This is a genomic window from Helicobacter mehlei (genome assembly GCF_003660265.1).
In the GTDB taxonomy this organism is placed as follows: Bacteria; Campylobacterota; Campylobacteria; order Campylobacterales; family Helicobacteraceae; genus Helicobacter; species Helicobacter mehlei.
Window position 1 is genome coordinate 1 of the sequence record NZ_QXQP01000011.1, and the last position, 18,120, is coordinate 18,120.

At 44.3% G+C, this 18,120-nt stretch carries 19 protein-coding genes; 4 read left to right on the top strand and 15 right to left on the bottom strand.

Going from position 1 to position 18,120, the window contains the following annotated elements:
- The 3 genes from EAO36_RS04730 to EAO36_RS04740 all read left to right on the top strand — a co-directional run.
- Positions 1 to 514 (top strand): energy transducer TonB (locus EAO36_RS04730; RefSeq protein WP_162983265.1); only part of this gene is annotated, 514 nt, incomplete at its 5' end.
- A 69-nt stretch (positions 515 to 583) separates the two neighbouring features.
- On the top strand, positions 584 to 808 hold the full coding sequence (locus EAO36_RS04735) for a hypothetical protein (RefSeq protein WP_235852371.1): 225 nt from the start codon (positions 584 to 586) through the stop codon (positions 806 to 808).
- Positions 771 to 1,934: an HP0729 family protein gene (locus tag EAO36_RS04740; RefSeq protein WP_120948039.1), complete on the top strand. Its 1,164-nt coding sequence runs from the start codon at positions 771 to 773 to the stop codon at positions 1,932 to 1,934. The genes EAO36_RS04735 and EAO36_RS04740 overlap by 38 nt, the downstream gene beginning before the upstream one ends.
- A 35-nt stretch (positions 1,935 to 1,969) precedes the next feature.
- Here EAO36_RS04740 and EAO36_RS08715 read toward each other — a convergent pair whose 3' ends face one another.
- The 14 genes from EAO36_RS08715 to EAO36_RS04800 all read right to left on the bottom strand — a co-directional run bounded on the left by EAO36_RS08715 (position 1,970) and on the right by EAO36_RS04800 (position 14,074).
- Positions 1,970 to 2,824, bottom strand: coding sequence for a hypothetical protein (locus EAO36_RS08715; RefSeq protein WP_235852372.1), 855 nt, complete (start codon positions 2,822 to 2,824; stop codon positions 1,970 to 1,972).
- Positions 2,825 to 2,832: 8 nt separating this feature from the next.
- Positions 2,833 to 4,275 carry an FtsK/SpoIIIE domain-containing protein gene (locus EAO36_RS08720; RefSeq protein WP_235852373.1) on the bottom strand — a complete coding sequence of 481 codons (1,443 nt, stop codon included), beginning with the start codon at positions 4,273 to 4,275 and terminating at the stop codon, positions 2,833 to 2,835.
- Positions 4,236 to 4,421, bottom strand: coding sequence for a hypothetical protein (locus tag EAO36_RS08725; RefSeq protein ID WP_235852374.1), 186 nt, complete (start codon positions 4,419 to 4,421; stop codon positions 4,236 to 4,238). The genes EAO36_RS08720 and EAO36_RS08725 overlap by 40 nt, the downstream gene beginning before the upstream one ends.
- An 8-nt stretch (positions 4,422 to 4,429) precedes the next feature.
- Entirely contained in the window at positions 4,430 to 4,663 is a 234-nt protein-coding gene (locus EAO36_RS04750; RefSeq protein ID WP_120948038.1) for a hypothetical protein, read from the bottom strand.
- Positions 4,664 to 4,671: 8 nt separating this feature from the next.
- Complete coding sequence (locus EAO36_RS04755; RefSeq protein ID WP_120955773.1) at positions 4,672 to 5,094, bottom strand: SMI1/KNR4 family protein; 423 nt, start codon at positions 5,092 to 5,094, stop codon at positions 4,672 to 4,674.
- A complete protein-coding gene (locus EAO36_RS04760; protein WP_235852376.1) occupies positions 5,003 to 6,082 on the bottom strand; it encodes an HNH endonuclease in 1,080 nt (359 codons plus the stop codon). Before EAO36_RS04760 ends, EAO36_RS04755 begins: the two co-directional genes overlap by 92 nt.
- Positions 6,082 to 6,351, bottom strand: a complete 270-nt coding sequence (locus EAO36_RS04765; RefSeq protein ID WP_120948035.1) for a WXG100 family type VII secretion target — start codon at positions 6,349 to 6,351, stop codon at positions 6,082 to 6,084. Before EAO36_RS04765 ends, EAO36_RS04760 begins: the two co-directional genes overlap by 1 nt.
- 49 nt (positions 6,352 to 6,400) lie before the next feature.
- Positions 6,401 to 7,003 (bottom strand): hypothetical protein, encoded by a 603-nt coding sequence (locus tag EAO36_RS04770; protein WP_120948034.1) that lies wholly within the window; start codon positions 7,001 to 7,003, stop codon positions 6,401 to 6,403.
- 12 nt (positions 7,004 to 7,015) lie between these two features.
- On the bottom strand, positions 7,016 to 9,541 hold the full coding sequence (locus tag EAO36_RS04775; protein WP_120955774.1) for an acetate and sugar kinases/Hsc70/actin family protein: 2,526 nt from the start codon (positions 9,539 to 9,541) through the stop codon (positions 7,016 to 7,018).
- Positions 9,542 to 9,627: 86 nt separating this feature from the next.
- The gene (locus tag EAO36_RS04780; RefSeq protein WP_120955775.1) at positions 9,628 to 10,800 is read right to left on the bottom strand and encodes a hypothetical protein; all 1,173 of its coding nucleotides are present in this window, start codon (positions 10,798 to 10,800) and stop codon (positions 9,628 to 9,630) included.
- Between the two features lie 264 nt (positions 10,801 to 11,064).
- Positions 11,065 to 11,373, bottom strand: coding sequence for an EexN family lipoprotein (locus tag EAO36_RS04785; RefSeq protein ID WP_120948030.1), 309 nt, complete (start codon positions 11,371 to 11,373; stop codon positions 11,065 to 11,067).
- A gap of 15 nt (positions 11,374 to 11,388) precedes the next feature.
- Positions 11,389 to 12,162, bottom strand: a complete 774-nt coding sequence (locus EAO36_RS04790; RefSeq protein ID WP_120948029.1) for a hypothetical protein — start codon at positions 12,160 to 12,162, stop codon at positions 11,389 to 11,391.
- Positions 12,159 to 12,842, bottom strand: coding sequence for an ABC transporter ATP-binding protein (locus tag EAO36_RS04795; protein ID WP_120948028.1), 684 nt, complete (start codon positions 12,840 to 12,842; stop codon positions 12,159 to 12,161). Before EAO36_RS04795 ends, EAO36_RS04790 begins: the two co-directional genes overlap by 4 nt.
- Positions 12,843 to 12,844: 2 nt before the next feature.
- Positions 12,845 to 14,074, bottom strand: coding sequence for a hypothetical protein (locus tag EAO36_RS04800; RefSeq protein ID WP_120948027.1), 1,230 nt, complete (start codon positions 14,072 to 14,074; stop codon positions 12,845 to 12,847).
- 198 nt (positions 14,075 to 14,272) lie between these two features.
- On the opposite strand from EAO36_RS04800, the gene EAO36_RS04805 reads away from it, so the two are divergent.
- Positions 14,273 to 16,177, top strand: coding sequence for a methyl-accepting chemotaxis protein (locus EAO36_RS04805; protein WP_120955776.1), 1,905 nt, complete (start codon positions 14,273 to 14,275; stop codon positions 16,175 to 16,177).
- Here the strand turns inward: EAO36_RS04805 and EAO36_RS04810 are convergent, their stop codons facing one another.
- On the bottom strand, positions 16,178 to 18,118 hold the full coding sequence (locus EAO36_RS04810; protein WP_120948062.1) for a transglycosylase domain-containing protein: 1,941 nt from the start codon (positions 18,116 to 18,118) through the stop codon (positions 16,178 to 16,180). It abuts the gene before it with no gap.
- Between the last annotated feature and the right edge of the window lie 2 nt (positions 18,119 to 18,120).

Here is an 18,120-nt window from a genome sequence, read left to right on the forward strand (position 1 = left end):
CTACGAGCCCAAACCCGAACCAACACCCAAACCCGAGCCTAAACCGGAACCTAAACCTGAGCCCAAACCCGAACCAACACCCAAACCCGAGCCTAAACCCAAGGAGGAGAGCCAGCAAGAGAGCGCACACAAGCAAGTTAAACCCAAGCAAGAGCCTAAAGAGAATAAAAGACAAGAAGAATCCAATAAAACCACTGAAGGCGCACAAGCTAACCAGCTAGCCTACAACCAAGGCGTGAGTAATGAGTTTTTGATGAAGATTCAGATGGCAATCTCAGCTAAAAATAAATACCCTAGAATGGCTATGATGCGCGGAATTGAGGGAGAGGTGTTGGTGGAATTTATTTTAAACACCGATGGCACCACCACAGACATTAAGATTTCCAAAAGCTCAGGTTCTGATATTCTCAACCATGCTGCCTTGAATGCGGTTAAAGAGGCATCTAGGTCTTTCCCCACCCCCAAACAACGGGTGCGTTTGCGAATCCCCATCGCCTACACCATCAAGGAATAGTTTAAAAACCCCTTCAAAGGGTTTGATTGCCATTCTCGTTATAATCATGCAAGATGTCAAGGAGTTTTGATGCCTATAGCCCCCAAACCGGTTAAATTCATCTGTTCTTGTGGGTATTCTAAGGTGGTGTCCTTTAAGAGCGATTGCCTGAGTGGGGCAGATTTGGCCCAAATAGGCAACACCTGCCCTAAGTGCAACAAAGAGATGCAAAGGGGCCACCCAGTGTGTTTGATCGCCTTTTTAAAGGGGTTTGGTGATGCAAAATTTACTTGTTCTTTACAACCCCTTTTATAAAACTGATGTGATTGAAGCGCACTTGGAGACTCTCAAAAAGGAGGGCAAAGTCGCCTTTGGCAAAATCCGCCCTAAAACTAAAGACAAAGAACACAAATTCCCTGAGAGTTTGGAGCGTATTTATCAAACCACCAACCCGGACAATTTTTTACAACTTTTTTTAACTGATTTTGCCAACTTATTTGTGGCCAAGGTGGAGGCGGTGCAACACAACTTGGGTCAAAGCAAAGCCCCAAAGTATTACAAAGATGGGAAATATGATGTGGAGGCGTGGTTTATGATCACAGATATACAAGAAATAGAGCGCAATGATTTTGCCACCATTCGCGATTGCCACTTGTCCAATTTTATCACTCCCGATTATGGCAACCACACTTTTCGAATCTATGGCAATGACTACGATTACCCCTTGCGTATCGAGATGAAGGAGGAGCGGAATTATTTTGAAAGTCCGCAGAAGTTTTATCACTATGTCTTTAAAAGCAAGCGTTTTTTAACCATCAAAGAGCATTTGATCAATTTGAGTTTTGGCGAACATGCCTACAAACTCCACCATTTGAGCCTAGATAATATCATCTATGCTGAAATGGAATACCAAGACAACAGGCAAGACCCACTTTATGATTTTAGTGCGGTGATGGTGCGTTATTCTAAAATCCTAGAGCAAGAGATATATCTTCTTACAAAAGACATCGTGGCGTTTTTAAGCCATGTCGATCCGACGATCCTAGAGTTGCGTTATGAATCGATGAACCGATCGTATCTTCTAAGTGGTTTGTTTGGCAAAAAGGGTCAAAAGCCCAGTCTACATGCCCATAGTAAAATTTTAACCCTCTCTCAAATCCAAAATTTACGCTCCAAATTACCCCCCTTTGTGGCTGATTTTGGCTTAGGAGAGCTCCCACAAGTCTTGCAAGATTTTACCTTTAAACGCAATAAAGGCGTGCATGAAAGACCTATCAGCCTACAAGAGGTCAGCGGAGTGCGGGTCAAAATTCTAGGGGTTGCCCATGATAAGAGCTTGGTAAAAAGCTTGCTAAAATGCCTAGTCCAGTGCCGTTTAGAGCTCAAAAACCCCGTGCCTTATTCTCAAGGGAGTTTGCGTACTGTAAGCACCCGTGCTTAAAACCCTGACCCTTAGGGTTTCAACCTATGGAGGTGCTAGGATTTTTGATCGAGACTATAGGGTCTAAAATCCCTCCATTGATCGGCTGTCTTATCTATAAAACGCGCGTTTATAGGGCTTAGTTCAGCTTTGGTCTCCCTAGGACTAGCTTTTTCTAAATTCTCTTTGTTGCTCTTAAAGACAATGCGGTAGCGGAAATGATCTAACATAGGCTTGAGATCATGATTACCCATAACATTTTTAAGATTGCTGGCAAAGACAATGAAGTGCTGTTCATTATCCATGGACTTCTCTAAAAATGCCTGCCACATACCTAGAGAACCGCCCCTGCTACGATGTAAATCTGTTGCCTCATCTAAAGAGTCGATGAGAATAAAGCTACCCGGTGCTAGATTCTCCGCAAAAAGCTGGGCGTTGGTGTGGGTAACTACAATCCCAAAGGGTTGCAACACAGAGGCATGGCTAGCGATCTGTTTGCTAGCGTTGTAGTAGTAAAGTTGTTTGCCAGTTACTTGTAAATTTTTGCCAATAATCTGAAGCCAAGCAATTTGGGTGGCTAGATCATGGCTCACCATGAGCAAATGGGATTGTGGGGCATCCTCAAAGCGCAAAATAAAGTCTTTCCCCTTATAACCCGCATCCACGCCTAGCTGTAAAGCCGCACCCTGCACTTGCAAACTTGTAGGCATCGTAACTGGGAGTTCGCCATTGTAAAGCTCGTGCTCTACAGGCTTTGTGCCTCTCTCTTGGGCGGCTTTGATGGTTTCTTGAATAAGGGCAGGGAGTTTCTCATTAGTTGCATAGGGGATAGTCATAGATACATGGCAAATAGGATGTCCGCCATTGTTGTTGTAAATGCCCTCTGGGTTGCCCTTAAGGTGGCAAGCCATATCATCTCTTAAACTGACATGCTATCCTCTGCATCCATTGCCAAAGCCACACGATTGCCAATCTGGGCTTTCATGCTCTGTGGGATATTAGTTCCACGCATGGTTTGGGTAGAAAAGATGAAGTGAATCCCATAACTACGCCCTTTTTTGAGCAACCTGCTCAACAAGTCCGATACAGAATCGCCCTCTTTCATGTTCAAAAAGAGTTCTTGAAACTCATCAATCACCACCACTATTCTGGACATAGATTGCTTGGCATTGTGGCGGTAGCCCTTAAAGTCTTTGACTCCACACTCCTTAAATTTCTCCGATCGCGCAACCATCTCATTATTGAGCGATGCTAGAAACTCGATCCCAAAGGATACAGAAGCCTGCACACTCACCAATTCAGCATGTTCTAAGGTCGGGTTGGCATAGGCATTAAATTCTACGCCCTCTTTATAATCTAGCAAGAATAAGCGTAATTCATCTGGGGAGTAGTAAAAGGCTAGATTTTGGATCAACACATTTAAAAAGTTGGATTTTCCGCTCCCACTACGCCCACATACTAAAGTGTGGTGCTGGGTTTGATCCCCCCCAATCTCAAATAAAACTTCTTTGTGATCGCTATTCCAACCAATGGGCACGCTCACAATAAAGGTGCTTTGCTTGCTCCAAAACTCCTTAGGTCTTTGCAAGGTATCAATTTCGCGCTTAACTTGCTTGCGTTCGCTATAATATTGTTCCACTTCGTGCGCAAAAGCGTTTAAATGCTCTTGAGACACGCTAAAATCATGCACCACATTTAAATCGACATGCTCTAAGTCAGCCACAGCTTCAAAGTCTTGCCCATAATTTTCTAAATATCCCATTAAGGCTTTAAGTCCAGCAGAAGCCTCGCCCTCACTCTCACTATGAATAAAGCTCAACACCCCATTAGCCGGTCCAAAGCGCACAATTTTTTGCAAATAATACAAGCTCTCCCCATCCAGCGCATCCACCCCACTTAAAAATAACGCACGCACTTCTAAAATATCCGGGTTATTGCGGTTAAAGTGCATAAAATCTCTGTAGTTGGCTAGTTTTTCTTGTAAATTCACTTTCAAGTAATTATAAAGACTCTTTAAAGCCTCGTTGATCTCATCGCTCTCTGTGAGAATCTTCTGCTTGTAGATAAAGTCATTGTCTTTTTTAAGCAATCTTCTAGCCAGCGCAAAAATACCCCCAAGACTGAGCGCATCTACCAAGACCACTTCTAAATGCGTGAGGGGGATTGTTGAGATCAGGCGCATCAATGCCTCGCGCATAAATCTAGGCGTATTTGGGCTATTTCCAAAGAGAGCGGGTGGAGGAAAAGTATAGGTTTTAGGGGCATAAAAGGGCTCAAAACTCTCAGGGGTATGCCCATCACGCACTTCATAGAGTCCTAGGGCTAGAAAATCCGGATATTCTTTGCTGTGATTAACATGCAACTCCCCACCAATTGGGGTTGAATCGCGCACACCTGCTTGATTTGTGATTGCATATTGTCTAAGCTTTCTTGAATCAAAGATGCGGGCGCATTCTCAAAACGCACACTTTTGAGAATATCATCTAAATTTTTTAAGCTACGATCCATGCGTTCTCCTAAGGGTTGATATTTTGGGCTTGTTTGATCAAACCTCTAGCCTCATCTAAGCGGTTTTCAATCATCTGCTTAGTGTTGTTGATCTCGTATTCTAGGTTTTCTAAGCGGTTGGTGAGACTACACATGGGGTAAAAGACCTCTACACTTAACTTGGCCCCCAAATCGTCATCCATCGCCTCTAAAAATTGCTCCTCTAGCCCTTGTAAAGTCTGTGTGCTCCCATCATAATGCATGCGTGTCCTTAGCCCTCTAATTTTTTCATAAACATGTCCCAAGCCAATAAGGGCGTTTTGGTGTAGGTGTCTGTGTCTAGGAATAAGACCTGTTGGTTGCTGGTATCCAAGAGATAATAACCCCCATACCCATCGCTCCCAAAGACAATTTCACTCTGCCCCAAATGCTCTTTGAGACTCTCCATGAAAAACACAAAGAGGCATTTACCCTCTGTGTTGAAGTCCAGCACATTTTTAAAGCTATAGTTTTTATTGCCAATGGAGAAACTGCGTTTAGGGGGAATCGCATTGTTGTTACGCCTTAAAAAGTCAATGAATGTGGGGCTAAATTCTTGCTTGCTAAAATCTTGTGCGGCTTGCAATCCCTCCTCTTGTAAAGGGATCGCAAAATCCCAACTTAAACCTTGAGTTGTGTTGCCATTTGTTGCCATAGGGGATAACCTTTGCTGTGGGGACTTTGAGTAAAATTTCTTCACGCACAAGTTGCATGGTGCCTAGTGGTGGGTTGCCATCAAAATGCCAGAGATAACCCTTAGGGGTGATGCCCTTGTTAATCTGCGCTTTTTCTTCATCATCAAACAGATTTTGCAAAGAGGTGCGTTCTTCTAGGGCTTTTTGCAAAGCCTTGATCGCGCGGAAGTGTAACATAGATTTTTCCTCATTTAAATGTTCTAAGTCTATGGTGGTGGAAAACACTCCCGGAAAAATAGGCAAATTAAACTCACTGAAGGGGATGTCAAAATCATTTTGGGGGTTTGTGTTAAAGTCCTCTTTTTGTCCCTCTAAGAGCTCTTGGTATTTGGTGTTTGCCTCTTGGATTTGTTGCTCTCTGGCATTGGGTCTGAGCTGTTCTTGCAAAGCTTCTAGTTGTGCGGATAATTCTTGTAATTTTTGGAATTGTGGTGGGGGAATGTTGTATGCTTGCTCGATAATGCTAGCCGCCTCATTGGAACGCCGGCAGAGTTGGTTATGTTCCTCATCATAGTCCAGCAATAAGCCCTTGCTTTGTTGGTAGGCTTCCTCTAAGAGCTGACTCTCAATGCGTTTAATCTGCTCGCTGTAAATCTCTAAAGCCTGCTCAAGCAGAGCGACCTTTTCTTCCCATTGTTTGCGTTTATTAGTGGCTATGGTCAGGGCAGCTGTGGCTGTGGCTACAGCTACCATAGTCCAAGGTTCCGGGGTTAGCCATGCAAGCATAAGCAAATATTCGCGATACTCTTCAGTTTTTCTAGCATCCGCTAGCCCCACTCTAGCCTCTTCTAGAAACTTCTTGGTGTTGCGGTACTCCTCACAGATCGCTTCGTAATACTCCTGCAATTCTTGCAAAAAGTCGCGTGTTCTTTGTTGCAACGCATCTCTAAAAAGGCGCAACTGCGTAATGACTTGGCGTAGTTGCTCCGTATCGACATTAACAGGCATCAGATGCCTCCATAAGTCCTAAGTTCCTCAACCTTGCGTCTAAGCCATGCGACTTGCTCGGTCGCATCGGTATCAAAGCGTTTTAGAAACGACTCTAAATCCCGCAAGACTTCCTCAAACTCCAAATATTTTTTATCGCCCCAAGTATCTCCTAAAGAGCGAAAATGCCCATTAAGACTATTGACCATGTCGTTGAGATCGTCTAAGAATTGCTGTAAATGATTGGCAAAACCCTCAATTTCATCTGAATCGGCTCGTGCTACTGACATCAAAACTCCTTGTTTTAAATTTTCTTAAATCCCGCCCAACCACACCACTTTACACATTCTCCTCATCTACACTAGGTTTGTCATCCCCCTTAAGGGAGGCTTTAGTAGAGAGGGTGCGCTCTACAGGTGTACGCTTTTGGGTTTTTTCTCCATAGATAGCTTCTTGATGGGGTTTGAGGCTATCCTTGCTATAACCATAAAAACCCGTTGAGGGTCTTTCATCCTCAAAGGATGTTTCCTGTGGGTGTTCCAAATTGGCATTGGTGAATAAGAGGGTTGCAGAGGGCAGAGGATATAACTGACAGCCTGCAAAATCCTCAAAATTAAAACGCATGGAACAATCCCTCTCAAGGACGTCACGCACATCTGCCATGCGTGCATGATTCCAAATGCTATCCTCTAAGCGATCTTTAAAATCAGGGGTATTTAGCACGATACTATGCTTGTGGGCTTTATTGAGCCACACAAAGGCATAGTCTTTATGCCCTTTGGGATCGATGTTAAAGACCCGCTGGAAGTCCTCCCAAAAACTCTCAGAGATGTCCTCAAAGCGTGCCTTGTTGGCTAAATTGGATGCTCTAACTTCTCCATCTTTATGTTGGAGTACGCACACGCAATTACTAGTCAGCACAAAAACATAGGTATAACGCATGCCACTCCTTTATTAATTGAGATGAGTCGCTTTATTGGCATCTAGGCGGATGATTTTCTCTGCCCAAACCAATTCGCCCTTATTGTTGAAAACGCCGATTTTAAGCGTGCTCATATCCTGAGCGCAAATTTTAAGCACATGGTCTGGGTAGGGGCGATCCAAACTCACTACACATCTTGTTGTTTGGCTGGCTGGGAGATTTCTCCCCTCAGCAAAGGCACTCGCCTTATCCGTGTAGCGGAATTCCACCTCTTGATAAGAGCCCAAATGATCCAACTCCACCCACTCCCCGATCTTGATTCGATCGCGGTGCAATTTGGGCTCAAAACGCCTTCTGCGTTCAAAGCCGATGTGGTATTTAAAGACAGGGGCTGTTTCCTCCCGCACAATCCGAATACCCCCTTTGTTGCGCTCACGCCCCTCCAAAAGCCCAAAGACCACCCCCGTTTTACAGGTTACGCGGTGTGAAGAATGGATCGCTCCACCATGTATGGGGTGCATGGGGTTTTCTTTTTTGATGATTTCATCTGCCTCAGGCGTACCCAGAGGGGGCCAGAGTTCAAAATCCATATCCGGCATCTCTTCCCCGCGTTTGCTAAGTTGGGTGTTTTTATAGGCTTGGTACTTTTCTTTTACCTTTTCAATGTGCTCTAAGAAAATAGATTTGAGCAAGGGGGAGCGGCTCGCATTCCCCCCTAAGAAAATGTGCAATTTTGTCATGCCCTCTAGTTTCTCATCCAAGAGTCGCAAGCTTGTGAAGAAGTTTTCCACCCCATCCTCAATCTCTCTTCTTAGAATGGCAAGCAGATGGGGATAGTTGATGGCTAGGTTAATGTCCCTATCCTCACCAAGCGCATCTTTTAAAGTGATGACTGGTTCTATTTTGCTCGTTTCTTGTTCTTGTAGCTCTTGATCCTCTTTTTGCAAATCTTCCGCACTCAAGTTTTCTACAAAGGGACGCAACAGGCTTACCAAATCTTGTAAATTGCGCCTACCCTCACGGGGAGCTAGAGTGATGAGATCGCCTAAGGGGGCAATGTTGAAACGCGCCGGGTCGTAATTGGGGGCTACAAAGGGGATTTTGTGTCCGCGCATCTGCTCTAGGTGATCCTCTTGAATGTAGAGTTCATAGGCTAGAAGTTCTAATAAATTCTCGCCCCCTAGCCAACGCATACCATCATGGGTTGTAAAGGGGTGGAGATCAAATTCATGGTTGGGATCACCGCTCTCTTTAAAAATCCCAAAATCAAAATCGGTTGTCCCGCCCCCAAAGTCAAAAATCCCATAGTAAATGCCCTTTTGATCCACTTTGTCATAAAACCCAAATTCTTGCAACGCGCTGATCGCATAGGCAGCCGGTTCGCTCAGGGTCAAACGCACCTGCAATTGATTTTCATCCAAGCCAGCAGGAAGAGATTTTCTCAAACCCTTTTCAAAACTCTCGCGGATTTTTAATGCCTGTTCCTCCTCGTACTTGACCGGGTAAGAGAGGAAGTATTTTAAATACACCCCCCTATTCATGTTGTTGATGTAGCGTCCTAACAGATAGGCGTAAAATTCCACCGGATTATTAAAATCACAATCCATAAAACCCTTCAAGCTCACTTCATACCCTTGTTCATCGTTGAAACGGATATTGTGATCTGCCGCGCCTGCCCATTGCTTGAGTTTGTAAAAAAAGCGGTAATAGTCATTCCCCTTGGCCTTTTTAAACTCTTCAAAAGCCCCGTGGGAAACCCCCAGATCGGCAAGTTCTGTAAAGGGGCGGTGTTCAAGTGCACCATAGTCCTCTAAAAACTTTTGGTGGTGTCTAAACTCGATAATGGTGGGGTTTTCAAACTCCCGATCACCCAAATTCCCTAGATTTTGTTCTGCGCCAATGGAGAGCAAGGTGGGGTTGCCATCTTCTAAGTAAGCTGCAATGGTGTGTTTAGTGCCAAAGTCAATGGCGACCTCTCCGGGTTTAATATCTCCCTTAGGGGTTCTGACATTCAAACGCGCATCAAATTTAAAACACAACTTCTTACCCTTGAACCCATCTTCCCTAGGGTAGAGGTCCCAATGCCCCTCGTTAAGATCATCTAGCAGGGTTTGCACATAGGGTTCAATGCCAATGGCTACATGGTCAATCTTGAGCAACCAAGGGCGTAAATCCTCCATTTTAATATGTAATTGGCTATCTTGCAACAATGCTTCAAACTCTCTAATCCAGCGTGCCGGAATAAAGGGCTTTTGGTTGCTAGAAACCAAAACAGATAATTCCTGCAGGTATTCCAAAAATTGCGGGGATCGCACACAAGAATCATCGGGCTTGAGATAACGCACGCGTCTAGCCACTGCCAACAAACGCTCTTGGTCTTTGGCAGGGAGAGTTGCAATCTTGCCCTCAAAACCATCTAATTTCCTTTGGACATCGGCTAAAATCTCTTTGGCTTTCTCATTGCCCTTTTTCTCTAAATCCCGTAGTTTTTTGGCTAAAGGGTGTCTTTCAGCAAGGGTTAATTCTTCAATGCTGGTTTTGTCTCTTTGTTCTTCCATGCTTTTTCCTTTCTTAATGGGGGTTGGAACTTTTGCACACAAATGCGCACATAAAAACGCCCGCACACGCGCTAAAACGCCCGCGATCACTGCGTTTCAACTAAGCTATATGCCACGGTGCTACCACCTATTTGGTAGCCTTGAAAGATAACCTTACAAACCTTGCCCTGCTTATTGCCCTTGCCCAATATCTCGCATTTTGCGGGGTTGTATCCATCGCCCTCTTTAATCGCTAGTCTTTGCAAACCAAGCAAATCTTGCAAAATCGCAAAGAGACGTTCAAAATAGTTACTCCAAATTGGCGCATCCGCTGTTTTCTCTTTAATGGACTTGAGAGTGTTCTCGGCTACCTTTTTCATCAGATTTTTAGGGGCTTTATAAATCTCGCTGAGCAAATCCCCGGGCGTATTTGCCACAAGCCCCAAATTAGGGTGTTCTTGGGCAAGTTTTAAAAGCTCTTGGTAAGGCTCAAAGCCTTTGAGTGTAGCCATTTGGGTCTCTAAATTTGTTATTTGCTCACCTAGCTCTTTTTCTTTTTGTAGTGCCGTTCGCTCTAGTTGGTCTTTTTCCTGCCCCAAATCCTCCAATTTCCTGCCCAAGTTCTCTACTTCTTTCTCCTCGACTTTTAATTTCTCGTCTAAGTCCGTTACTTTTTGCTTTTTATCTTCCAGTTCGCCCTGTAAGCCCAGTATTTTGTTTTCCTGCAAATCCTTTATTGTTGCGTTCTTTTCTCCTAGCTCCGTCTCTAGTTTTGTGTATTTTGCCTTCAAACCCTCAGTATCTCCAAGCTCTTTTTCTAGCCTTTTGACCTGTTGTTGCAGTGTTTTAACTGCTTTTTGTATTTCGATAACCACTTTCCCAAGCTCTTTGGGGGTGAGTTTGTCCTTTTTATCCTTGCCCATGTCCATGTCCTCTAGGTTTAGTTCTAAATCCGACGCGAGGCGATATAACTCTCTTTCAAGTCCGCTCAAGCCCTCTTGTTGTTCGGAGTGGGGTTTTTGCGCTACAAGGCTTTCAATTTGTTTTGTGGGTGTTAGTTGCGGGTCAGGGGGTGTTAAGCCAAGATGTGGGCATAGAGAAACTGCCCATTCAAGTACGCTTTTTAGCTGGTTTTGGAGATTTTCAGAGTATTTGTTGGTGCTGGCGAGCTCTCTTTGAAGGTGATCATATTCTGATGTGGCTTTGTAAGAAGACTCTTGAGCGGGGTTGTGGTGTGCAGGTGGATAAGATTTAGAGTAGTGATCTACCCCCCCCCTCAACTTTAAAGCCCAAGTCTTTTAAACCATTGATGGATAAATTCTTAATCGTCAAGTTCTCGATAGTCAAGTTCTCGATAGTTAAACTGCCACAGGTATGCATGCAATTCCTTTATGTTTGGGCAAAACAAAGCCCCCCTAAAAAGGGGTAGCATTGTCCCTTCTTTAGGGGAGATGCTAATCTCATTTGTCTTAAAAAACACTTAACAAATCATGCACCCACGCCCTACCTTTGGGCGCAAAAAGAGAGTTTTTAAGAGACTAACCCTAACCTTGTGCCTTAGAGTGTGCCATCTCTTGGGCTTGGTTGGCGTTGTCGCAATCTTGCTTAAAAGAGTCGCTGATGTAATTGATCTTGTTTGTGGAAGTGAAAGCCTCATGGCATCTTTGGAGCATGCGTTTTCTGGATTTGGGGTGTTTGAGGTAGTGTTCCACAGAATGGACAAGGCTAAAATGGAATTCCATAGGGGCTAGGCGCTCATCGGGCGTGCCCATGCAATCTGAACTGCAATAACCACTTTGGGCGTGCAAAACCCCCACAAAAACAAGGGAGAACAATATGGTTAGAGATTTCATGGAAAATCCTTTCTCTTATTCTAATTCTAATTTATTGACAATCAGCCAACGAATCGCCCAGTAAAGCCCCAAGATTTTTAAAAACTCCGTGCCTAAAAAGATCGCTTTAATGGTGGTGGAGCTAAAGGGGCTATAAAAATTATAATAAAAAGCCATGTAGCCATCGGGCAAGACAAAATGTGAGGAATGGCTCAACAGATAGTGTTGCAAGATTTTAGAGGGGATTTCTAGCACGAGACTAAGCCCAATAAAGATCACCAAACCGGTCAGTTTGGGGAAGCGTTTGAATTTGCCCGTGTGTAGGAGGCTTAGGGTTAATAAAAACTTGAGGTATAAGAGTATGTAAAAAAGCAAGGATAACAAAATACTGGTGATAAACATCTTCTTGTCATCAATGGATAACCAAAGCCCATGTTTGGAATTTGGTACGTGCAAAACATAGGAGAGCCAAAAGGCAACGGGAATGCATGTGAGGCTTAGGATCACCCAAAAAAGATTGATGGCGATTTTGGGTAATAAAATACGATCCACTCCCAAAGGTAGGCTAAAGGTCAAATAGCCCTCCTTGCCAAATAGCTTTTGTTGGGTGGAACGCAGGGTCGCCATGAAAATAAACACCACCAATACCAAGCTCCCCAAAAAGAGCAAAAAATTTTGGAGTAAAAAAATGATGGGATCATGCCCTTGTTGCATGTTGGCTAGAAAAACCCAGCAGATCACCAAAAAGATATTCATGCCCACAATGGGGATATAACTTTCCAAAAAGTCATGTTTAAAAATTTGGATCATTTCAAATACTCCTTATAGGCACGCTCCAAGCTTCCATATTCGCCTTTAAGAGTCGCTACACGATCAAAGGCGATGATCTTGCCTTGTTTAATAAAAATCGCCCAATCCAAGTGATCTTGCACATCTAAAACCAAATGGGTGGAGAGTAAGATCGTGGCGTTATCTTGGCACTCAGCGATGATCAAGTCTAAGATTTCTTGCCGTGCGATGGGATCAACTCCGCCTAAGGGCTCATCAAAGATAAAGAGTCTAGCCCTTCTAGAGAGGGTGAGCAGGAGTTGGAGTTTTTCTTTTGTGCCCTTAGAGAGTGCTTTAAAGGGCTGTTTTAAGGGGATTTGGAAGCGATCCAATAGTTCTAAGGCTTTTTGGTGATCAAAGTCGCTAAAAAAGTCCTTGTAGAGTTGTAGCATTTGCAAAGCCTTATAGCTTTGGGGGTAACAATCTTGATCGGGCAGGTAGGCGGTGATCTTTTTGGTCTCTATGCCAATGGGGTAGTTGTCAATACGCACTTGACCTTGGTAGTTTTTAAGCATGCCCGTTAGGATTTTAATCAAGGTGGTTTTGCCCGCACCATTGGGACCTAATAATCCGATGGTTTGTGCGTTAGGGATTTGCAAATGCACGCCATTTAAAGCCACATGATGCCCGTAAAATTTGCTTAAATTTTCAATGCTGATCATGGTTAGTAGGAAAACTTGGTGAAGAGCACCAAAGAAGAATTACCAATATTGCTCACCGCCTTAGAGGAGTAGGAATAGACATACCCGATCCCAGCATCCAAAGTCATCTCCTTATAATTCCATATTTTATAATTTGTCATCAAAGAATACTCCTGATAATCCCCCCATGCGATCATCGCATCGATGCGCACCCTCTTAGTCTTCATGCCCCCGAAGACATAGCCTGTCATGGTGGCGTTGGCAAAATAAATAGCGGGCACACCAATTGAGTTGATTCCCCGCCCATAAAACTTGGTTTTGTCATTAAAGGACCAAAAATAACCCTTTTTATTAGGGGCAGGGACAGCGTAAAAACCCAACCCAAAGTTAAAGATTTTGTATAAGAAGGTCTGATCGATCATAAACAAGCCGGCTTCATTGTTGCCCACGATCGCATCTGTATCGCCATGTTGGTAAATTCCATGCAGAATAGTAAAGGATTTAAAGCCTTTGGGCAAGCTGGCTTGGTATTGGAACTTACCCCCCACTTGGAACAAGACTCCCCTAGTGGGTAAAGGGAGTTTTGAATCGATCAAGATAAAGGGGGCAACACTAAAGCCCTTGTGCTCATAGCCCATGCCAAAAGCCACCACTTCTCCCCCCACATATTTTTTCTTAGAAACGGGATCATAGGAAGCAAGGGCATTGATACCCGTAGCGATTCGCGCACCTTGTAAATCATTACCCTGATAACCATTATAGAGCATGGAGTCCATAAAAATGCCCCAATAGCGGAAATCATTGCGGTGGATAAATAGGCTCGCCCCCTGAATATTGCCCTGAATCCAATCAAAGCCTACAAAATTGGAGTTAAAACGCCCAATGGCAAATTTAAGCCGCTTGGTGTCGTATTTGACATAGGCATCTGAAATATCACCCATGCTCAAATAAGGGCGCATGTTGCTCTCTGCACTCCCTAAGACATTCCCAATGCTCACAATGGGTTGGAATTTTTTATTGCGGCTATAGACATTCCATGCCCCAATCGCCCCAATCCCAAATGCCCAACCATTATTAAAAGAAAAATTCGTGCCCACACGCGCATCAAAGCCCACATAGCTATGAGCCGAGCGTTGCAACCCTTGATTGTAGATCATGCCCAAATACCCGAAAGGATCGAGGGTGATCTTAGTGCCCACAAGGGGTAAAACTAAGAAAAAAATACTAAAAAAGCCACGCAAAAGCCACCGCATAGACACCCGCTAAAAAAAATGCCCCCATTATATCTAAAAGTGATTAAAATAGCCCAAATAGGGCGGGTGCTGGGCTTTATTTTATTTTATTATTCAAATTTTTCAAGATATTAACAATCCAAAAATGGCATTTGTTGTATAATTTACCTCTTTGTTAAGGGTTTGCAAAAGGAGGGAGATATAACATAAGGGGATTTTGTGGGCACCAAAGAAAAAATTGGTTTAGTGCTGGCGTTGGTTTTGGCTGTGGGTTTTATTGTTTTTGGGATGCGTGTGGAAAGCTTTGTGCGTAATCTTGTTACGCACAATGTCAAAGCACACTTATTGCAAATTGCCAAAGCGAACACGAGTTGGATTGCTGCGTGGAATGATGATACCCGTAAGTTATTCGATGCGGGTGCTGACCAAGTGTCAGCCATTGGGGTGGATCGCAATCTCAACGCGCTTAACCATGTACTCAAATACATCAGCCAAAATTTAGACGCTCTGCAAACCTTTGTGGGTCTTGAAGATGGGAGAATGTATTCCACACTAGGTGTACCCAAGGGCTTTGATCCTAGGGTCAGAGAATGGTACCAGCAAGCCAAAGCCCAAAGGAAGACCATTCTTTCTGAAGTTTATGCCGATGCCTTCACCAATAAGTTGGTGATCACCTATAGCGCGCCTTTAATGCGTGATGGGCATTTTGTTGGGGTTTTTGGGGCAGATATTCCTTTACATTTTTTTGAATCCTATATCAAGAAGATACATCTTGCAGATGAGGGGGATTTGGATTTGACCAATGAGAAAGGTTATGTGCTGGGTTCAAGTAATTTGGCTGTAGGGGATAGCATCGCAGGGGATAAATCGCCCATTAAGAACATCGCCCAGCAGATTTTGCAACAACAAGAAGGGGTGATTTTAGAGGTCAATAATGGCAAGGAATTTTTAGTGGTCTTCACTACAGTGCCTAGGTATAATTGGAAAATGATCGCGTATGTGCCCACTGAAGTTGCCTTTAAAAGCATTTTTGACTTGCGCAGCATCATGCTCTGGATATCTCTATCTGACTTTATTTTAACCTTGATGATCACGATCGCTTGGGTTTATTATTTGATCCGCCCTTTAGGGAGACTCCAACGCTTGAGTGCGGATCTCACCACTGGTAATCGGGATTTGACCAAACGCCTTAAATATCGGGGCCGTCAAGACAAACAGACCAAGGATGAGATCGCCCAGATTACACGCAATATTAATGTCTTTATCGAGCACATGCAAGGCGTGATGCGCCAATTTAAAGATTTTAGTGCCAGACGGGTTGAGGTTGCCTCTACACTTAAAGAGGCGACAGACAGCGTGCATGGGCGAGCCAGTCAGGCTATTGTGGTGGTTGAGGATGCGGTCGGGCGTAGTAAGGAGAACATCTCTAAGGTCTTGGCGCGGGTCAATGATGCGGGTGAAAATGAGAAACAATTAAACCAAACAGAGGAATACTTAAAAGATGTGCATGGGCAAATGAAAGCCTTAAATGTGCGCCTTAAAAGCAACGCCGAGCAAAGCGTGGAGTTTTCCCACCGCCTAGAAGAGACTTCTAAGAGCACCAATAGCATTAAAGAGGTTTTAACCATTATCGATGACATTGCTGCCCAAACCAATTTGTTAGCCCTCAATGCTGCCATTGAAGCCGCACGGGCGGGCGAGCATGGGCGCGGGTTTGCAGTGGTGGCTGATGAGGTCAGAAAATTAGCCGAAAAAACCCAAAATAGCTTGACGACCATCAATTCCACCATCAATGAAATGGTGCAAAGTGTGAATGAGATCAATTATAGCTTGGGTGAAAATGCCCAAGAATTGGTCAAAACCGCCGAATTGGCCATCAGCTTGCAAGAAGTGATGGACAAAAGCGTACAGAACATCTCAGAGGTGATCGATCGCGCCCATACAAGTGCCCAAAGTCTCCAAGAGAGCGCAAAAGATAGCGAAAATATCAACGATGAAATCAAGGAGATCAGCACTCTAGCACACCTCAAACTAGAAGATATTGAAAAAATCCGCAAAACCCGTGCCTCACTCGATCACCTCTTTGAAATTGTGGGTGCTGAGATCGACACCTTCAAGGTGTAATCAAAACATTAAAGGTTCGTTGATCTCTTGGCGAATCTCTTGGTGGGGGGTAGAACCTTGGGTGGTGTAGTAGGTCTCACCATTGATTTGTTGCTCGATCACACCCTCAGGCACCCTAAAGGCGCGTTTGAGCGAGGGGTTAATTCTTAAAGCTTGTTTCATGAAATCTGCAAAGACAGGGGCTGCCACTACACCCCCAGTCATGCCATACCCAATTTTGCTATTATCATCACGCCCATACCACACAATAGCTTGTAAGCTGGGGGTAAAACCACAAAACCAGCCATCAACATAATTATTAGATGTCCCAGTTTTGCCCGCTACCTGCATGCCCTTCACTTGGGCTTGCCGCCCTGTTCCCCTTGCCACCACTTCTTTTAAAATCGCAATGGTCAAAAACGCTTGGGCGGGTGAGAGAACAGACTTAGGGGGGGTGGTTTTTAATATTTTTTGGTTGCCATTGGCATCGGTTACACTTTCAATGAGAGTTGGTTCTAAAATATTCCCATAGCTAGAAAAAAGCGAGTATTGCATGCTAGCCTCCAAAGGCGACATGCCAAAACTCCCCAAGACAATAGACATATTTTTGGGGACATCTGTAAAACCATAGGCATCCAAGTCTCTATAGATTGTATCAAAACCGATGTATTCGGCTAGATTAATTGTGGCTAGATTGACCGAATGCACCAAAGCCTTTTTGAGTGTGATGAACCCGCTGTATTTGCGGTTATCATTTTTAGGCCGCCAGTATTTCTTTTTACCCACGCTGGTATCAAAGCTACGCGCCACATCAGGGATCAAAGAAGCACTTGAAAAACCATTGTTGAGTGCAATTTGGTAAATAAAGGGCTTGATCGCACTCCCAAATTGCCGTTTGGTTTGCGTGGCGCGGTTAAACGGGCTTTTTTGGTGATCGACCCCGCCCACCATCGCCACAATATGCCCGGTTTGGGTGTCAGTAACCACGATCGCACCATTAAGGGTATTATTTTCTTGTTCCTCTTTGAGTCTCTTAATAATGCGCTCATAACCATTACGCAAAGACTCTTGGGCAGCTTTTTGGTAATCCAAATTGAGATAGAGTTTGATTGTATAGCCTCCGGTTTTGAGATCACTCAAAGGGCTTAGAGTGCGCACCACCTCATCGACCACATAGGGTGCGCTATTTTGGGTTAAGGTGGTGTCATAGACTTTGGGCACTTGGGTTAAGGCTGTTTGCATTTGCTCCGTGCTAACCCAACCCAAATCGTGCATGCGCTTCACAATGCTATTAGCCCTTGCTAGAGAAAAATCCAACCTCCTAGTGGGGTCATAAAAAGAGGGTGCGCGGGGCAGGGCGACTAACATGCAGATCTCCTTGAGCGTGAGGGCGGATAGAGGTTTTTTAAAATAACCCAAGCTAGCCGTTTTGATGCCATAAAAACCATGTCCAAAGAAAGTTTGGTTGAAGTAGCGTTCTAAAATTTGCTCTTTGGTCAGCGTGCGTTCTAGTTTAAGCGAAAAAACAACCTCTTTAAACTTGCGGCCTAAAGTTTTTTCACGGGTTAAAAGCATGTTTTTAACCAGCTGTTGGGTGAGCGTACTCCCTCCTTCAGTGTATTTTTGGTTGCGGATATTTTTTAAAAAAGCACGCATGATCGCATCTAGGTTGATCCCATGGTGCTCAAAAAATAGCGTGTCCTCGACCGCTAGCAAAGCTTCGACCATTTTGGGCGGAATCTCAGAAAAATGGGTATAAATGCGGAACTCTTTGTTGTAGATATTAGCGACCAAACGCCCCTTAGCATCCACAATCCTAGAGGCGATCTCGGGTTTATAATCCACGACCTTGCGAATCTCATGGTCTGCCCCCACCCACAAAATGAACAGATACCCCCCGCCCAACACGCTACCTAGCGTTACGGGTAGGATAAAAAGCACCCACAGGACTTTTTTAAGAATCT